14 protein-coding genes are annotated in these 17,678 nt (G+C 74.7%); 6 read left to right on the top strand and 8 right to left on the bottom strand.

From position 1 onward, the window contains the following. Nucleotides 1-412: 412 nt before the first annotated feature. Together ACIRPP_RS28260 and ACIRPP_RS28255 are read right to left on the bottom strand one after the other, a co-directional pair. Nucleotides 413-1,852 carry an MFS transporter gene (locus tag ACIRPP_RS28260; protein WP_403648450.1) on the bottom strand — a complete coding sequence of 480 codons (1,440 nt, stop codon included), beginning with the start codon at nt 1,850-1,852 and terminating at the stop codon, nt 413-415. Nucleotides 1,853-2,200: 348 nt separating this feature from the next. Then, nucleotides 2,201-2,938, bottom strand: coding sequence for a hypothetical protein (locus ACIRPP_RS28255; protein WP_403648447.1), 738 nt, complete (start codon nt 2,936-2,938; stop codon nt 2,201-2,203). A gap of 407 nt (nt 2,939-3,345) precedes the next feature. On the opposite strand from ACIRPP_RS28255, the gene ACIRPP_RS28250 reads away from it, so the two are divergent. The 4 genes from ACIRPP_RS28250 (at nt 3,346) to ACIRPP_RS28235 (ending at nt 7,348) form a co-directional block, all read left to right on the top strand. After that, entirely contained in the window at nt 3,346-3,996 is a 651-nt protein-coding gene (locus ACIRPP_RS28250; protein ID WP_403648445.1) for a class I SAM-dependent methyltransferase, read from the top strand. Between the two features lie 226 nt (nt 3,997-4,222). Then, on the top strand, nt 4,223-5,212 hold the full coding sequence (locus ACIRPP_RS28245) for an N-acetylmuramoyl-L-alanine amidase (protein ID WP_403648443.1): 990 nt from the start codon (nt 4,223-4,225) through the stop codon (nt 5,210-5,212). Between the two features lie 158 nt (nt 5,213-5,370). Then, a complete protein-coding gene (locus ACIRPP_RS28240) occupies nt 5,371-6,189 on the top strand; it encodes a hypothetical protein (protein ID WP_403648576.1) in 819 nt (272 codons plus the stop codon). Nucleotides 6,190-6,331: 142 nt separating this feature from the next. Next, nucleotides 6,332-7,348 carry an LLM class F420-dependent oxidoreductase gene (locus ACIRPP_RS28235; protein WP_403648439.1) on the top strand — a complete coding sequence of 339 codons (1,017 nt, stop codon included), beginning with the start codon at nt 6,332-6,334 and terminating at the stop codon, nt 7,346-7,348. A gap of 81 nt (nt 7,349-7,429) precedes the next feature. Here ACIRPP_RS28235 and ACIRPP_RS28230 read toward each other — a convergent pair whose 3' ends face one another. The 3 genes from ACIRPP_RS28230 to ACIRPP_RS28220 are packed head-to-tail and all read right to left on the bottom strand — an operon-like array spanning nt 7,430 to nt 12,753. Next, the gene (locus tag ACIRPP_RS28230; RefSeq protein WP_403648437.1) at nt 7,430-10,258 is read right to left on the bottom strand and encodes a multicopper oxidase domain-containing protein; all 2,829 of its coding nucleotides are present in this window, start codon (nt 10,256-10,258) and stop codon (nt 7,430-7,432) included. A gap of 6 nt (nt 10,259-10,264) precedes the next feature. Further along, the gene (locus ACIRPP_RS28225; protein ID WP_403648434.1) at nt 10,265-11,491 is read right to left on the bottom strand and encodes a hypothetical protein; all 1,227 of its coding nucleotides are present in this window, start codon (nt 11,489-11,491) and stop codon (nt 10,265-10,267) included. Then, nucleotides 11,488-12,753 carry a helix-turn-helix transcriptional regulator gene (locus ACIRPP_RS28220; RefSeq protein WP_403648432.1) on the bottom strand — a complete coding sequence of 422 codons (1,266 nt, stop codon included), beginning with the start codon at nt 12,751-12,753 and terminating at the stop codon, nt 11,488-11,490. Before ACIRPP_RS28220 ends, ACIRPP_RS28225 begins: the two co-directional genes overlap by 4 nt. Nucleotides 12,754-12,826: 73 nt before the next feature. Here ACIRPP_RS28220 and ACIRPP_RS28215 point away from each other — a divergent pair, with 73 nt between their 5' ends. Together ACIRPP_RS28215 and ACIRPP_RS28210 are read left to right on the top strand one after the other, a co-directional pair. Continuing rightward, the gene (locus tag ACIRPP_RS28215) at nt 12,827-13,642 is read left to right on the top strand and encodes a DUF2249 domain-containing protein (RefSeq protein ID WP_403648429.1); all 816 of its coding nucleotides are present in this window, start codon (nt 12,827-12,829) and stop codon (nt 13,640-13,642) included. Between the two features lie 149 nt (nt 13,643-13,791). After that, on the top strand, nt 13,792-14,085 hold the full coding sequence (locus tag ACIRPP_RS28210; protein WP_192232827.1) for a hypothetical protein: 294 nt from the start codon (nt 13,792-13,794) through the stop codon (nt 14,083-14,085). A gap of 88 nt (nt 14,086-14,173) precedes the next feature. Here ACIRPP_RS28210 and ACIRPP_RS28205 read toward each other — a convergent pair whose 3' ends face one another. Genes ACIRPP_RS28205 through ACIRPP_RS28195 form a run of 3 tightly spaced genes read right to left on the bottom strand, consistent with a single transcriptional unit; the run spans nt 14,174 to nt 17,486 of the window. Beyond that, nucleotides 14,174-15,250: a prenyltransferase gene (locus tag ACIRPP_RS28205; RefSeq protein WP_403648425.1), complete on the bottom strand. Its 1,077-nt coding sequence runs from the start codon at nt 15,248-15,250 to the stop codon at nt 14,174-14,176. Further along, the gene (locus ACIRPP_RS28200) at nt 15,247-16,053 is read right to left on the bottom strand and encodes a methyltransferase domain-containing protein (RefSeq protein ID WP_403648423.1); all 807 of its coding nucleotides are present in this window, start codon (nt 16,051-16,053) and stop codon (nt 15,247-15,249) included. The genes ACIRPP_RS28205 and ACIRPP_RS28200 overlap by 4 nt, the downstream gene beginning before the upstream one ends. Further along, a complete protein-coding gene (locus tag ACIRPP_RS28195; RefSeq protein WP_403648420.1) occupies nt 16,047-17,486 on the bottom strand; it encodes a glycosyltransferase family 4 protein in 1,440 nt (479 codons plus the stop codon). The genes ACIRPP_RS28200 and ACIRPP_RS28195 overlap by 7 nt, the downstream gene beginning before the upstream one ends. Nucleotides 17,487-17,678 lie beyond the last annotated feature (192 nt).

Raw genomic sequence — 17,678 nt, 5'->3', positions numbered from 1 at the left:
GGGGGCGCGGGCGGGCTGCTGCGCGGCTGTCGGCGGGGCTCGCAGGCCCGTCCCCCGTCCCGGCGGGAAAACGCCTCCCGGGCACCCTGGAGAGCCGTCACCGGGCCTCTCACGGCGGACCGGGCCACGGTTTCCCGGGCGGCCCACGGTTTCCGGGCGGCCCACGGCTTCCCGGGCAGCCCATGGTTTCCGGCCGAACGGGACGCCCCAGGGTCTTTCGTCCGGATCAGGCCGGATCAGGCCGGATCAGGGAGCGGGGTCCGGTGAGGGGGGTACCTCCCACGCCGTTCGGGCAGTGGGGGAGCGTCGCAAGGCGGAGGAGGGCGGCAGGGCGGAGCCCTGACAACCGACGACAACGCGGCGAGGCGCGGTGCCGGGGCCCGCGAGCCCGGCATGAGCCGAACGGGAGACCCTAGTGCTGGTCCGCCGTCCTGCGCGGCAGCCACAGCCACATCAGCACGGCGCCGGCGACGAGGACCGCCGTGCCGGTGCGGAAGGCGAGGGCGTAGCCCTCCGTCAGGGCCTGCGGGCTGCTGCTGCCGCCCGTGCGGGACGCGGCGATCGTCGACATGACCGCCAGGCCCAGGGAACCGCCCATCGTGCGGGAGGTGTTGATCATCCCGGAGACCAGCCCGGCCTCCTCGGGGGCGGCACCGCCGGTGGCGACGGCGGCGAGCGGGGTCCCGGCGAGGCCCGCGCCCAGCATCATCAGGATGCCGGGGAACATGATCGCCGTGAGGTACGTCCCGTCGGCGGTCATCGTCGACTGCCAGGCGAAGCCCGCCACCGCCACGAGCGTGCCGAGCACGGCGACGTTGCGGGAGCCGAAGGAGTGCATCAGCCGGGGCGCCAGCTTGGAGCCGATGACCACCGCGAGGGAGCTGGGCACCAGGGCGAAGCCGGCCTCCAGCGGGGTGTAGCCGAGGACGTTCTGCGCGTACAGGGTCATGAAGAACCACATGCAGAACATCGCCGAACCGGACAGGAACATCCCCACGTTCGCCGACGACACCGAGCGCAGCCGCAGCAGCCCCAGCGGCATCAACGGCGCCCTGGTCCGTGCCTCCACCAGCAGGAAGAGGAGGATCAGCAGGACGCCGACGGTCAGCGGGACCAGGGTGGCCGTCGCGGACCACCCCTCGGCCTCGGTCTGCGAGATGCCGTAGGCCAGGGTGGCCAGGCCGCCGGTGACGAGGAGGGCCCCGGGCAGGTCGAGCCGGCGCCCGTCCCCGGCCCGGCTCTCCGCCAGCCACCCGACGGCACCGGCGAGCACCACCGCTCCGACCGGCACGTTGATCAGCAGGACCCAGCGCCAGGACAGCAGGTCCACCAGCACCCCGCCGACGAAACCGCCGGCCGCTCCGCCGCCGGCGCCGACGGCGGTCCAGGTGGCGATCGCCCGGGCCCGGGCGGCGCCCTCCGGTACGGCCTCGGTGACGATGGTCAGCGTGGACGGCGCGAGGACGGCCGCCCCGAGCCCCTGCACGGCCCGCGCCAGCAGCAGCTGCCAGCCCTCCTGGGCCAGCCCGCCGGCCAGCGAGGCCAGGGTGAACAGGCCGAGGCCGACCAGGAACATCCGCTTGCGTCCGAACAGGTCGCCCGCGCGTCCGCCGAGCAGCATGAACCCGGCGAAGGCGATGGCGTAGGCGTTGACGACCCACTGCAGGCCCTGCTCGCTCAGGCCGAGGCCGGTGCGCATCGACGGCAGGGCCACGTTCACGACGGAGACGTCGAGCACGACGAGGAACTGTCCCGCACACGCCAGCGCCACCACCATCCACGCGGGAGGGGCGGTACGGCGGCGGCGGGGAGTTCCGGCAGGGGCTTCCTGGGCATCGAGCATGAGGGCCATGGTCTCAAGGGACGGTTGCCCCGTGCATCGGGATTTCGCCGGGCGGGGACCTCAGGCTGTGGACGTAGGGCATCTTGTGGATCAGGCCGGGCTCGCGGGCCCCCGGCACCCGGTCCGGCCTGATCCGAACGGAAGACCCCGGGCAGGGCATCGGACCGGAGCGTCCGGCCGCCAGTCCGTCCTCGCCGACCGCCCGTGCCGTCCTCGCCGGCCGGCTGCGACTACCGGAGCACGGGCCCGGTCGCCCCTCGGCATCGGCCCCCGGGGGGGGCGGGTCCCGGCCCCGGAGGGGGGTGCGGCACACCGCCTCGGACCACGAGGCGGGGCTGCGTCGAATTCGGGAGCAGCTCAGACGTAGGGCTGCGAATAGGCGGTGTAGAGGGATTCGGGGCTGTCGGGAACGGGGATGTGAAGCGGTTCGTGGCGATGCGGTTCATGGCGATGCGGTTCGTGGCGATGCGGCTCGTGACGATGCGGCTCGTGGCGGCGGTGACGTCCGGCCTGCCCGGTGTCGTTCTGTGCCGCTTTCACGGTGAGGCGCCCTTCCGCGGCGAGCTGCTGAACACGCAGGAGGAGAGCGCGGGGGTCGAGGCCGAGTTCCGCGGCCACCGTGGCCAGGTCAAGACCGGACTGCCAGCTCCACTGCAGGACGGCGTCCATGGACGGGGTCCACGCGACCGTCTCCTGGGAGGCCACGCCCGCGGGAGGAGCTGTGTCGGTGCCCACGTGGAACTGCGGTGTCTCCGGACGAGGTGCCGGCACGGCGGTCGGGGGGGCGGTCGGAGGCGGGGGCGGGAGCGGGGGCTCGCTGTTCGGCTCAGGCGTGACCTCCTGCTGCGGGGCCACGACCGTGTGCTGGCTGAGGAGTTCATCGGCGACGGTACGCGCATGTTTCTTCCCGACCGTGCGGCGGGCGATGCGCACTTCGCGTTCGTTGAGCCCCATCAGGTTGGCGACGCCGCCGTCGCTGCCGACGGCCACCGCGAACGCCGCGAGGGTTCGCGTGCGGTCGGCCTGGGCCTGGTCCAGAATGCTCTGCGCATGGCGCACCCGATCATCGCTGGCACAGAACGCCTCAGCCAGCACGGTGTTTCGCTCCCAGAGATCACGTGGTTCCACGACCGGACAACGTCTCCCCGAATGCCCGGGCATGCACGCTGGGCGCACTATCACCCGATTGCTTCTCCCTTGGTCACTCGATTGCCGTCTTTCCGCTGGCCGAGCCATCCGGTCGGACTGAACAGCTCATCGTGTCACCGGACCGTCGCGTCGTCCCGTGAGCGCGACCGGGATGGTGTGTGTCACCCCTCAAGGCCACGATCCAGCTCTTCGGCGCCCGGGGGAGCGATGCGGACGGCGTGGCTCCGCAGGTCCGGGGCGGGGAGCCGCCCCCGGCTACCCGCCGGTACCCCCGTCGTCCGGGGCCGCCGCCCCGTAGGGCAGCATGGCGGCCGAAGACAGCGAGACCCGAGTGAGCACCCGAGAGGACGCCGATGGCGCCGGCACCCGAGCCCGAGATCCTGGCCGCGTTCGAGGCGGCGAAGGGCTTCATGCCCGTGGACGAGGGCCTGGCCCTGTACGCCGCGGCGGTGGAGGCCGGACGGCTGGGCCTGCCGCTCCTGGAGGTCGGCACCTACTGCGGGCGCTCCACGCTGCTCCTGGCGGACGCGGCCCGCGCGGCCGGGGTCACCGCGCTGACCGTCGACCACCACCGCGGCAGCGAGGAGCAGCAGCCCGGCTGGGACTACCACGACCCGGAGACCGTCGACCCGGAACTGGGCGTGATGGACACGCTGCCCGCCTTCCGCCGGACGCTGCGCCGGGCGGGCCTGGAGGAGCACGTGGTGGCCCTGGTGGGCCGCTCCCCGCAGATCGCGGCGCTCTGGAACACCCCGCTCGCCCTGGTGTTCGTCGACGGCGGCCACACCGACGAGCACGCCACCGCCGACTACGAGGGCTGGGCGCCCCACGTCGCCGAGGGCGGCCTCCTCGTCATCCACGACGTGTTCCCCGACCCCGCCGACGAGTTCACCGGCCAGGCCCCCTACCGGATCTACCTGCGCGCCCTCGCCTCCGGCGCGTTCACCGAGGTCTCGGCGACGGACTCCCTGCGGGTGCTGCGCCGTACCGGGCCGGGCATCTGACGCGGCCGGGACGTGAGGACACGGGCGGCCGTCCTGTCGCACGGCGGCCATCGCGCCGCCGGGTCGTCGCATCGCCGGGTCGTCGCGTCGCCGCATCGCCGGGTCGTCGCATCGCCGCGTCGCCGGGTCGTCGCATCGTCGGGTCGTCGCATCGTCGGGTCGTCGCATCGTCGGGTCGTCGGGTGATGAGCCCGTGGGGCCGTCCCGTGGCCGTTAGGGTGGCTCCGTGTCGTACACCGGTCCCGATTTCGATCCGCCCCAGCCTCCGAACTCCCGGCGGCGCCCCCTGACCGTGGCGGTCGCCGCGCTCGTGCCCGGGGCCCTGCTCGGGTGGGCCGTCTACGCGGCCGTGGGCGGTTCGGGCGACGACGGGGGCAACGGGGACGCCGCGGCCCGGTCGTCCGCGTCCGCTCCGGCGTCGTCGGGGGAGCCGTCCCCCTCCGGGTCCTCCGCGTCGGACTCCGAGGGTCCGGACGACGGGACGCCGAGCGCCTCCGCGACCGCCTCCTCTTCCGCCCCGGCGTCCGCACCGGCCGGGTCGGGGGCGCTGAAGGGGAAGGTCGTCGTCATCGACCCGGGGCACAACCCCGGCAACTTCCAGCACACGGCCGAGATCAACCGCCAGGTGGACATCGGGACGAACCGCAAGGAGTGCGACACCACCGGCACCGCCACCAACGACGGTTACGCCGAGGCGAAGTTCACCCTCGACCTGGCCCACCGGATGCGCGCGCTCCTCGAGGAGCAGGGCGCCGAGGTGAAGCTGACACAGGACGCCGACCGGCCGTTCGGGCCGTGTGTGGACGAGCGGGCCCGGATCGGCAACGAGGCGAAGGCCGACGCGGTCGTGTCGCTGCACGCGGACGGCGCGGGCGCCGGACAGCGCGGTTTCCACGTCATCCTGCCGGGCGCCGTCCGGGCCGGCGAGGCCGACACCCGCGCCATCGTGGGGCCTTCGCGGGAACTCGGGGAGCGCATCGCGGGCAACTTCGTCCGCGTCACGGGCAACGCCCCGTCCAACTACGTCGGCGACGGTACCGGTCTCGTCACGCGGAAGGACCTGGGCGGTCTCAATCTGTCAACGGTTCCCAAGGTGTTCGTCGAGTGCGGCAACATGCGCGATAGCAAGGACGCGGCGCTGCTGACCAGTGGCGCCTGGCGGCAGAAAGCGGCGCGGGGGATCTCTGAGGGAATCGTGAGTTTCCTGCGCGGGTAGAGGTCGGCGCGCCGATCCGGGCGGACAGCCCCAGCGCGCGGACGGTAGTGTCCTCCTACGATGAGGGGTCACCCCCGCGCTTCACACCGGAGCCTGAGGGCGACAAGGTGAACAGCGACGCCTCTTCCGACGACGAGACGACCTACGAAGGACCTGAAGTGAATATCCGCTCCCTCACTCGAGGCGACGGCGTGGTGATCGGAGCAGCGGTATTGCTGTTCATCGCGTCGTTCCTCGACACGTTCGGCGGCGACGGCGACGACATCCCCAACGCCTGGGACAACCTCGGCCTGGTGATGAGCATGTACATCGCCGGTATCGCCGGTGCGGCCCTCATCGTCGTGTCCCGCGCGCTGCCCCAGCCGCCCAAGGTCGCCGGTCTCGACCTCGGCCAGTTCGGTGTGGCCCTGACGATCTTCGCCGCGTGGACGTCCTTCTGGACGATCATCGACCCGATGGGGGCGTTCGACAACGTCTTCTCCGGTCTCGGCAGCCGGGAGCCGGACACCGGTTCCGGTCTCATCCTCGGTCTGATCGCGGCGCTGCTGCTGGCCGCCGCGGCGGTCGCCACCCCGCTGGTGCCCGCCCTGAAGGGTGCTCTCGTCCCGGCTGCGCGTCCCGCCGCCCCGCAGCCCTACGGTGCGCAGCCGCCCGGCGGTTACGGCTACCCGGGTGCCCCGCAGCAGGCATCCTTCGGTGGTCAGCCGCAGCCTGGCCAGCCCGGTCAGCAGCCCTTCCCGGGTCAGCCGCAGGGGCAGCCGGCCGCTCCGGCCGCCGGTGACTTCTCGCCGTTCTGGTTCGCCGTGCCGGTGGCCCGGCCGCTGTTCGCGGAGGACGGTTCGCCCTCCCCGATCGCCGAACTCGCGCCCGGCACCTGGTACCTCGCGGTCGAGCAGCGCGGTCAGGCGCTCGTCGCCCAGACGCAGGACGGCCGTCGCGGCGTCCTCCAGGACACCTCGGGGATCCAGCGCGGCTGACGGGCCCGCCCGCTCCTCGTCACGGCCCCTCGCCCTTCCGGGCGGGGGGCCGTTGCCGTACAGTCGACGCCCCGCTCAAGCCCGGCACGGCCCACCGGGCGACACCGGCCGACACGGGCTGACACAGCGTCAGGAGGCAGGCGTGCGGCTCGGTCTCGCGCTCGGCTACTGGGGCCGCGGCCCCTCCCCCGGTCACCTGCCGCTCGCCCGGGAGGCGGAGCGGCTCGGCTACGACAGCGTGTGGACGGCGGAGTCCTGGGGCTCGGACGCCTTCACCCCGCTCACCTGGATCGCCGCCCACACCTCACGGATCCGGCTCGGCACCGCCGTCGCGCAGATGGCGGCCCGTCCGCCGACCACCACCGCCATGCACGCTCTCACCCTGGACCACCTCTCCGGCGGGCGCGTCCTGCTGGGCCTCGGCCTGTCCGGCCCGCAGGTGGTGGAGGGCTGGTACGGCCGCCCGTTCCCCTCCTCGCCGCTGACCGCGACCCGCGAGTACGTCGACGTCGTCCGGCAGGTGCTGCGCCGGGCGGCGCCCGTGGAACTCGACGGCCGCTTCCACACCCACCCCTACCGCGGCCCGGGCGCCACCGGCCTCGGCAGGCCACTCAAGCCGATCACCCACCCGCTGCGCCCCGGCGGCCTGCCCGTCCTGCTCGGCGCGGAAGGGCCGAAGAACGTCGCCCAGACGACCCGGATCGCGGACGGCTGGCTGCCCCTGTACTGGTCCCCCACCCGTCCCGAGGTCTACGGCCCCGCCCTGGCCGGCGGCCTGCGCGACGGGTTCATGGTCGCGCCGCTGGTTCAGGTGCGGCTGTGCGACGACGTCGCCGAGGGGCTGCTCCCCGTCAAGACGATGCTCGGCTTCTACATCGGCGGCATGGGCCACGCGACCCGCAACTTCCACGCCGACCTCATGGCCCGCATGGGGTACGAGGAGGAGGCCCGGCGGATCCAGCACCTGTTCCTTCAGGGCCGCCGGGAGGAGGCGGTGCGGGCGGTGCCGGACGCCTTCGCCGACGAGATCTCCCTGGTCGGCCCCCGCGAGCGCATCGCGGAGCGGCTGGAGCTGTGGCGCGAGGGACCGGTGACGGACCTGCTCGCCCTGGCACCGGACGTGCCGACGCTGCGGGCCCTGGCGGAACTCAACTCCTGAGGCGGGGAAGGAACCCGGGAGGCCGGCGCCCGGAACGCCGGGTCCCGACCCCGCGCCCGGCGCCCTGCCCCGGCCGTCCGGTCAGCGCACGCGGAAGACGCCGTGCGCGCCGCGTTCCGCGTCCGTCATCACGTGGGTGACGAACGGGTACGTCCCCGCCTCGGGGAAGGTCAGCTCGACGAACCCTCCGGCGGCCGGCGGCAGGTCGAGGACCTGCGCGCCGCCGCGTTCGGCGCCTCCCGGGCGCAGGGCGTAGGCGCCCTCCCGGAAGACGGTGTCGAACTGCCCGCCCACGACGTGGAAGGCGCTGGGCCGGTCGGGCCCCGCGCTCAGCACCCACACCCGGACGCGTTCCCCGGCGCGGGCGGTCAGCGGGTCGTGGTCGTACTGGTTCGCGTACCCGTTGAAGGCGACCATGTCGGGCCGCCCGGCGCGGATCTTGTCCGGGTCGGCCGTGGCGTTCTGCGCGCCGAGGTAGAACTCGGACTGCACGAGGACGTATTCGCGGTCGGCGTCCGGCAGGCCGGGCGGGTCGATGATCACCGCGCCGAACATGCCGTTGGCGATGTGCAGCGACATCGGCATGGTGGCGCAGTGGTACATCCAGATGCCGCTGCGGGTCGCCGTGAAGCGGTACGTCAGCGACCGGCCCGGCTGGAGGGTGCGCATCGGCCGGTCCGGGGCCAGCGCTCCGGCGTGGAAGTCGACGGAGTGGCCGATGGTGCCGTCGTTGACGAGGGTGATCTCGAAGGTGTCGCCGACCCGGCCGCGCAGGACCGGGCCGGGCGCGGTGCCGCCGAAGGTCCACAGCTTCTGCCGTACGCCGGGGGCCACTTCGGTGACCGCCTCCGTGACGGTGAGGGTCCGCCGGTGCAGCCGGGGGCCGGACGGCGCGGTGACGGGCGGGAGGTGGGCGTCGCGGGCGGTGAAGCCGGGGGCGGGTTCGGCCATCGGGTCGAAGGCCTCCGCGGCGGAGCCGCCGTCGCGGGTCTCCCCGGAGTCGCCGTCGGTGGCCCCGGTGCCGGCTGCGGTGCCGTGGTCGTGCGCGGTGTCCCGTTCGGGACGCTCGCCCGTGACGCGGATCGCGAGCACCATACCCATCTGGCGGTGGCCGACGACCGAGCACCAGCCGGAGACGTCACGGCCGACGACCCCGGCGTCCAGGGTGTCCCGCCCCCCGGGGCGGAGCCGGTCGGTGCGCGCTCCGGTCTCCAGCACCAGGTCGTGGGTGTCGGTGCCGGTGTTGTGCAGCCGGATCACCAGGCGGTCCCCGGCGGGCACGTCGATCGTGGCGGGTGAGAACCGCATGCCGCGCACGGTCACGTCGGCCGTGGTGGTGCGGCCGGTGGGCCGCACCTCGCCGGTGCCGTCGGCCGTCGTGGCGGCCGACCCGGCCACCACCGGCAGCGACCGCACGTCCATCGCGCCGCCTCCCGCGACCGCCAGCATCACCACCGCGAGCCCGGTCGCGACGCCGCCGAGCACCCGGTGAGGAGCGCCGGGAGCGCCGGAAGGGCCGGGAGGGCCGGGAGGCACCTGGCCGATGGTCTGCCCGGCAGCCTGCCCGGCGGTCTGCCCCGCGGTCTGCCCGGCGGCCTGCCCCGCGGTCTGCCCGGCGGCCTGCCCCGCGGTCTGTCCGGCGGCCGGGGCGGTGCGCCGGGCTCGCAGGGCACGGGCGACGGTGTGGACGAGCAGGACGAGGAAGTGCAGCAGCACGAGCAGCAGCAGGGACGAGCAGACCACCCGGACCATGGACGGCACCGGCAGGACGCAGAGCAGCAGCGCCGTGTTGGTGACGGTCAGCCGGGCCGGCCAGGCCCGTTCGAGTCCGGCGGTGGCGGCGCGTACGGCGGCCGGACCGCCGCCCAGGACGACCGGGACGAGGAAGCTGAGCGCGCCGAGCAGCACCTGGGCGATCCAGCCGGCCGCGAGGGGCGCGGTGAGCTGGGAGACGCGGGCGGCGGCGGTCGCCCACGAGGTGGTGGACAGCAGGATGCCGGTCAGGGCCACCAGGGACCCGGTCAGCCAGAGCACGCCCGCGGCCACCGACCAGGCCGCGAAGGAGCGGGGCGGCTTCGTGCGGGCCTCGCGCAGCCAGGGCGTGCCCGCGATCACGAGTCCGCCGGTGTGGACGGCCACACCGGCGGCGGCCAGTGGCGGCGGTGCGAGCAGGGCGGCGGCCACGGCCAGGAGGAGGCCGGCGACCAGGACGGGGAGGGCACGCCGGGCCGCGCGTTCGGCGCCCTCGGCGACCCGGGTGCGCAGCATGGTCGGCCACAGGGTGATGAGCGTCCCGGCCACGGTGAGGCCGATCCAGCCGAGCAGGTTGACCATCTCGTGGGCGAGCAGGGCCCGTTCGGGGAGATCCCCGGCGAGGTCACCGCGCGCCATGACGATCCCGAGCGAGGCGCCGACCGGCAGCAGGGCCGCGGCGGCGACGTAGTAGCGCACCGTCATGGTGAAGCGGCCCGGCAGGGCCCGCCGCAACAGCCGGACCAGCCAGGCGGCGTGGGCGGTGACCGCGCCCGCGACCAGGCTCCCGCCGGCGAGGACGACGGGCCAGCGTCCCGCGAGCAGCCCGGCGATCACGCCCACGGCACCGGCGTTCAGGCAGGCCAGCCGCAGTGCGGCGGGCGCGCCCCGGTTGGCCTCGGGCAGCCGCAGGACGCTGGCGGCGAAGTGCCCGGACCAGATCACGACGGCGTTGCTGACGGCCCCGAGCAGCAGCAGGTGGACGAGCAGCCAGCGGGCGTGCGGCACGAAGTGGTGGGCGGCTCCCACCACGGCGAACAGGATGAGCCACCCGACGACGATCGCGTTCACCCCGAGGTGCCAGAGGGCGCGCGGGGACCGTCCGGGCGGCTGCGGCGCCGGACCGTCCGGCCGGGACGGGGACAGGCTGATGGTCACGTCACGTCACGCCCTCGGCCGGTCGGAACCGGTGTCGGCCGGGGAGCGGGGCCTGGTCGGCGGCGTCCCGGCGGCCCTCCGGGCGGCGGTCACCGATGCCGCGGCGGCGGTCACGACGAACAGCAGGACCGCGGCGATGTTGAGCACGCCGCCCGCCCGCCAGGCCGCCTCGTTGTCGCGGAGGTCGCCGACGCACACCCGCAGGACCAGGGAGAGGTGCAGCAGCCAGGCGGCCACCGCCATGCCGGGGCGGTACGGCAGGGGGCGGCGCAGGACCGCGGGCAGGATCGTCGGCGCGTGCGCCATGATCATCGACATCACGAAGCCGAGGAACACGGCGTGCACCACGGCGTCGTAGCGGGTGCCGTCGGTGACCGGCCCCGTGACCAGCCACAGGCCGCCGGCGAGCCCCAGCCAGCCGTACCCGGCCAGCAGGCACCCGGCGGTGAAGCGGGGCAGTCCGGTGGAGCGCAGGAGCCGACGCGCCACGTCGTGCACGAGGAGCCACCCGACGAGGACGAGGAGGGCGGCGCCGAGCACCAGGGTGCCCGCGAGGGGCCACATGAGGGTGGTGACGACCCCGACGGCCACCGTCGCGACGCAGGCGAGGAAGGCCGGTTCGGCGGACGGGGCGAGGGTGGCGACGCGGGCGAGTTCGAGTCGCTCCCCGGCGATGGTCAGCACGAGGAAGGCGACCAGCCAAGGCAGCAGGCGCGGCACGTCCAGGCCGCCCAGCCACAGCAGGGCCCCGCCCAGCGCGCAGACGGCGCCGGCGGCCTGCGCGAGCAGGGCCGCGCTCGGCTGACGGCGCCAGAAGCGCACGTACAGCACGGTCAGCGCCGCGCATCCGGCGACGAGCAGCAGCCGGGGCAGGGCCGGGTCGGCGGGTGTGAGCAGCAGCAGGCCGCCCGCGCCGAGGAGGGCGGGGGCCGCGTAGGGCCACCGGCCACCCAGGGCGACGGCGCGTTCCAGCGCCACCAGGGTGCCGGCGAAGCCGAGGACGAGCAGGACGCCGTGGACCCGCGGCAGCCGCTCCCCGGTCACCGGGGCGGGCAGTCCGAGCAGGATCAGGGCGCAGTCGAGACCGGCGAACAGGCAGATCCCGGCGGCCAGCAGCAGCGGCACCCTGCGGGCCCCGGTGCGCCGGGCCGCGCGGTCGGGAGCCCGGCCCGGGGGCCGGCCGGGGGCGGGGCCGGGGATTCCGTGGCCGGCGGCGCCGGGGGCCGGCGTCACCGGGGCTCCCCGGGTGCGTGGGGCGCCTCCGGGTCGCCGGGCGCGGAGGCGCCGCCGGGCGCGGAGGCGCCGCCGGGCGCGGAGGCGCCGCCGGGCGCGGAGGCGCCGCCGGGGGCGGTGGAACTGCGCGGCGCGGTCGAACCACGCGATGCGGTCGAACCGCCCGGCTCCCTGGAGCCGCCGGTCACCGCGGAAGCAGCCGAGCCGCCGGCCCCCATGGAACCGCCGGACGCCGGGGATCCTCCGGAAGCGGTAGTACCGCCTGGTGCCCTCGAGCCGCCGGACCCCGCAGCGCCGCTGGATCCCGGGGAGCCGCTGGATCCCCTGGAGCCGCTGGATCCCGGGGAGCCGCTGGATCCCCTGGAGCCGCCCGGCTCCCTGGAGCCGCCGGTCACCGCGGAAGCAGCCGAGCCGCCGGCCCCCATGGAACCGTCGGCCCCCGCAGCACCGCCGTCCCTCGTAGCACCGCCGGACCCCGTGGAGCCGCCCGAGGCCCCGAGGCCCATGTCCGACGCCCCGAGGCCGATGTCCGACGCCCCGGGATCGTCGTCCGCCGGGCGGGGCTGCGGCGGGCGTCGCGGGCCCGGCCGGCCGCCGGCCAGGTGCAGGAGGCAGGCGTCGGGTTCGGCGAAGGGGAGGAGGTCGACGTCCTGGGGCTCCGGGCCCAGCGCGGCCAGGGCGGCCCGGGTCAGTCCCTCGTGGACGCCGCAGACGACCCCGGGGTGTTCACGGGCCGTCTCGACGAAGGGGCAGCGCGGCAGCCGCACCTGGCGGGCCTCGTCGTCCGCATCGGGCGCGAAGCCGATCTCCGCCAGCAGGCCGAGCACCCGCCGCCGGGCCTCCACAGGATCCGCGCTCGGCTCCTGCCCGGCGGTCAGGACGCGCCCCCAGTCCTCGCCCGCCGCGAGGGCGTCCGCGCGCGGGTCGGCGGCGGACCGGGCGATCCGGGCGGCCAGGACGGCGGCGAGTCCGGCGTACTCCCGGGCGGGGGACGCCTGCGGCGACCGCGCCCGGTAGAGCTGGGCGGGTCGGCCCCGGCCGGCCGGGGCCGACCGCTCGCGGACGACGAGACCGTCGTCCACCAGGGCGTCCAGGTGCTCCCGGACGGTGTTGACGTGCAGCGCGCAGACCTGCGCGAGGGCGGTGGCCGTCACCGGGCCGGACTGTCCGCGCAGGTACTGCAGGACACCACGGCGTTGCCGGGACAGCGGCAGCCGGTCCGCGCCACTGCCGGGAAGCGGTCCATTATTTTCCACGGCCATGTCCGTACTATATTGCAGACATCGACCCGCACCGACCGGGACGGGTCGTCCACCGCCGGAAGGACGCGCCGTCATGAGCACCCTGACCATCGCATCGGACCCCCAGGACGCGGCGGCCGCCGAGGCCGTCGAGGCCCATCACGAGCAGCTGGCGGGCGAGCTGGCCGGGCGGGTGACGATGCTGCTCGCGGCGGCGGAGGGCGACCCGGCCGAGGCGGAGACCGTGCGTTCGGCGCTGGTCGGCTTCTGCGACCGGGACCTCCTGCCGCACGCGGCCGCCGAGGAGCGGACCCTCTACCCGGCCGCCCGCGACCTGCCCGAGGCGCGGCTGCTGATCGACGGCATGCTGGCCGAGCACCGCAGGCTGACCGCTCTCGTCGACGCCCTGCGCGCCACCGGCTCCCCGGTGCGGACCGCGGCCGACGCCCGGGCGCTCCAGGTGATGTTCGAGGAGCACCTGGAGAAGGAGAACACGCTGGTCCTGCCCCTGCTGGCCGCCTCGTCGGACATCTCGCTGGCCGGGCTCCTCGCGGGCATGCACGAACTCCTCGGCCACGAGCACGGCCACTCCCACGGCCACGAGCACGGCGCGGAGGGCGAGGAGACCGGGTCCTCCGGCGGCGGCTGCGGCGGGAGCTGTGCCTGCGGCGGCTCGGACGACGTCGACGCACCCGAGCTCGACGTGCGGGAGGTCCCGCACGCGATCCGTCACGCGACGGTCTTCGGGGCGCTGTCCGCCGTGCCCGCGGGCCGGGCGCTGGTGCTGGTGGCGCCGCACGACCCGCTGCCGCTGCTGCGGCAGATCGAGAGCCGGCACCCCGACACGTTCACGGTGGAGTACCTGGAGCGGGGCCCCGAGGCGTGGCGCCTGCTGCTCAGCCACCACTGAGCGAGGGCACGCACACAGGGGGCACCGCCTGCCGCCGCCCGGACCGCCCCGGGCGGCGGCGCCGACTCACGCCCGCCGTGCCCCCGAACTCCCCGGGGCGCCCGGGAGGTTCCGGGTTTCAACCGGGGTTCCGGGGCCAGACGGAAAGCATGTCCCCTCGCTATCGCACTGGTTCCACCTCGGCAGGGACGGTCGTCGCGGTGATCGCGGACATCATGGCCGTCATCCTGATCCTGTGGATTCTGATGTACCTGCTGGACGCCAACCGGGCCAACGCCCTGGTGCAGTTCGTCCACGACGCGGCCAACTGGCTGGCCGGCTGGTCGCGTGACCTGTTCACCTTCGACGAGGCCTGGGCACGGGTCGTCGCGGGCTACGGACTGGCCGCGGTGGTCTACCTGTTCATCGGCCACGCCATCGCCAACCGCCTGCACCGCCGCTGAACCGCACCACAGCTGACCCGCACCACAGCTGACCCGCACCACAGCTGCGCCCCGCCCTCAGCGCGGGGCGCAGCGGCCGGGAGGCGGCTCAGCGCAGGGCGCAGCAGTCCGGGTCCAGGCCCCTGGGCAGGTGCTCGCCGCTGAAGACCGCGCAGGTGGCCTCGTGACCGCCGAGTGCGGCGACGGCCAGCAGCAGGGCGCCCGCCGTCCAGGTGGTCAGCTCCCGCGGCCAGATCGCCCGGTCGTCGAAGACGTAGCCCGTCCAGTACAGGCCCGTCTCCGGGTCCCGCAGGTGCTGGATCGACTGGAGCACCTCCAGCGCGCGGTCGGACTCGCCCATCGCCCACAGCGCCAGGGCGAGTTCGGCCGACTCGCCGCCCGTCACCCACGGGTTGGGGATCACGCAGCGCACCCCGAGTCCGGGGACGACGAAGCGGTCCCAGCCCTCTTCGATGCGGGCCTTGGCCTCCTCGTCGGTGAGGGCGCCGCCCAGGACGGGGTAGTACCAGTCCATGGAGTAGCGGTCCTTGTCCAGGAACCGCTCGGGGTGGTGCCGGATCGCGTGCCGGAGCGCGCCCGCCGCCAGCTCCCAGTCGGGCTGCGGTTCGTCCCGCTGATCGGCGATGGCGAGCGCACAGCGCAGCGCGTGGTGGATCGAGGACGAGCCGGTGAGCAGGGCGTCCGCGGTGGCCGTGCCGTCGTCGTCGCGCCGCCAGCCGATCTGCCCGCCGGGCTGCTGCAGCCGCAGCACGAACTCCACGGCCGCGTACACGCAGGGCCACATGCGGTCCAGGAAGGCGTCGTCGCCGGTGGACAGGTAGTGGTGCCACACGCCCACGGCGACGTAGGCGACGAAGTTGGTCTCCCGGCCGCGGTCGGTGACGTCGCGGTGGTCGCCGTCGGCGTAGGCGGCGTACCAGGAGCCGTCCTCGTTCTGGTGCCGGGCCAGCCACAGGTACGCCCGCTCGGCGGCCTCGTGGGCGCCCGCCGCGTCCAGGGCCATCGCGGCCTCGACGTGGTCCCAGGGGTCCAGGTGGTGGCCGCGGAACCAGGGGATCGCGCCGTCGGGCCGCTGCCCGGCGAGGATGCCGGCGACGGTCTCGGCGGCCTGACCCGCGGTGAGGACCCCGGTCAGGACCAGGTGTTCCGTCCGGGGAGTGGTCACTTCGCCGCCGCCTCCGACCCGGCTCCGGAGGGGGATGCGGTTCGGGCGTCCGTCCCGGCGTCGTCCCCGGCCCCGGCCTCGGTGCGCGGCAGGTGCGGCTTGGTCGCGTAGGCCACGAAGCTCTTGCCGATCAGCGGGTTCAGCGCCCGCTCGGCGACCCGGGTGGCCAGCGGCTTCTTCATGATGTCCCAGACCAGCAGCTTGTGGTACGCCCGCACCGGCAGCGCCTGGTCGTTGTCCACGCCGAAGGCGCACTTCAGCCACCAGTACGGCGAGTGCAGGGCGTGCGCGTGGTGCGTGCCGTACGGCTTGAGGCCCGCCTCGCGGATCCTGCCCAGCAGTTCGTCCGCGCGGTAGATGCGGATGTGGCCGCCCTCCACCTCGTGGTAGGCGTCGGACAGCGTCCAGCAGACCTTCTCGGGCCCGTAGCGCGGCACGGTGATCGCGATGCGGCCACCGGGCTTGAGGACCCGGACCATCTCGGCGAGGACGCCCTTGTCGTCCGGGATGTGCTCCATCACCTCGGAGATGATCACGACGTCGAAGGACTCGTCGGGGAAGGGCAGGGCGAGGGCGTCGCCCTCCATGGCGGTGGCGGTGGCGCCCGCGGGGGCCTCGCCGGCCTCCTTCATCGCCGCGAACCAGGTGGCGACCTCGCGGATCTCCTCGGCGTTCCGGTCCAGCGCCACGACCTGCGCCCCGCGCCGGTAACACTCGAACGCGTGCCGTCCGGCACCGCATCCGAGGTCCAGAACACGGTCGCCCGGGGCGAGCGGGAACCGGGAGAAGTCGACGGTCAGCACGTGGCCCTGCTTTCGGGAGAGTTGACGCCTTCAACATCGTGGGAAGGAACGGTGGCCGCGGGAGCCGCGGCGGCCGGCGGGGCGGTGACCCGCGTCCCGCGCGGCCGGGCGGGCGCCGGGACGGCGGCGCGGTCCATCGCCTCGCGGTAGCGGGCCACGGTCCCCTCCGCCGCGCGCGCCCAGGTGAAGTGCCGCAGCACGCGTTCCCGGCCGGCCGCGCCGAGCCGGGCGCGCAGACCGGGATCGCCCAGCAGCCGGGTCAGGCCGGCGGCCAGGGCACCGGCGTCACCCGGCGGCACCGCCAGGCAGGTCTCGCCGTCGCGGCCGGCCACCTCGGGGATGGCGCCGCCGGTGGTGGCGAGCAGCGGGGTGCCGGTGGCCATGGCCTCGGCGGCGGGCAGGGAGAAGCCTTCGTACAGCGACGGCACGCACGCGACCTGCGCCGAGCGCACCAGGTCGACGAGTTCGGCGTCCGTGATGCCCTTGACGAACTCCACGGCGCCTTCGAGGCCGTAGCGTTCCATCGCCTGGGCGACGGGCCCCTTCTCGGGGCGCTTGCCGACGACGACGAGGTGGGCGTCCGGCTGTTCGACGCGGACCTTGGCGAGTGCCTCGACGAGGAAGACCAGGCCCTTGAGCGGCACGTCGGCGCTGGAGGTGGTCACGATCCGGCCGGGCACGACGGGCACCGAGGGGTCCGGCGCGAACAGGTCGGTGTCGGCGCCGATGTGGACGACGTGGATGCGGTCCTGGCGCACGCCGAGGTGGTCGGTGATCTCGTCGCGGGAGGTGCCGGAGACGGTGAGCACGGAGGGCAGGCGGCGGGCGACGCGCTTCTGCATCCGGGTGAACGCGTACCAGCGGCGCACCGCGTACCGGCGCCTGCGGCTGTCGGCCGCGTCGAGTTCGAGCTGCCGGTCGACGGTGATGGGGTGATGGATCGTGGTCACCAGGGGCGCGCCGATGTCGCCGAGCAGGCCGTAGCCGAGCGTCTGGTTGTCGTGCACGACGTCGAAGTCGCCGCGCCGGGCGCGCAGATGGCGGCGGGCCCGCAGGGAGAACGTCAGCGGCTCGGGGAAGCCGCCGGTCCACATGGTGGCGACCTCCAGGGCGTCGATCCAGTCGCGGTACTCGCCCCGGCCGGGGGTGCGGAAGGGGTCGGGCTGCCGGTACAGGTCGAGGCTGGGCAGCTCGGTCAGGGCCGGCCCGTCCCGGCCCGGCCCGAGGACGTCGAGCACGGGGTAGGGCTGGGCGCCGATGACCTCGACCCGGTGGCCGAGCCGGGCGAGTTCGCGCGAGAGGTGGCGCACGTAGACGCCCTGCCCGCCGCAGAACGGGTTTCCCTTGTAGGTGAGGAGTGCGATGCGGAGCGGTCGCAAGCCGTCGGCTGCGGGGCCCTGCGAGGGCCCGGCCTGACTGGCCTCAGCGGTCACTCTGGGCCCCCTTCTCCCTGCACTGTCCCGCGAGGTTACGCCGGGACGCTAATCTAGAACAAGTTACAGAGTTGATCGTTCGGAGGCTTCGAATCTACCGGCAGGTAGGAGCGCTGGGCGCAGTGGATCAGGTGATTCACGCCACGGCCGACGGCGTGCCATGCTGTCCGATCATCCATCCTCACCGATTGT

Source organism: Streptomyces sp. NPDC101219 (assembly GCF_044767675.1).
Lineage (GTDB): Bacteria > Actinomycetota > Actinomycetes > Streptomycetales > Streptomycetaceae > Streptomyces.
Note: the sequence above shows the minus strand (reverse complement) of the source record. Positions and strands in the feature narration are given on the sequence as shown.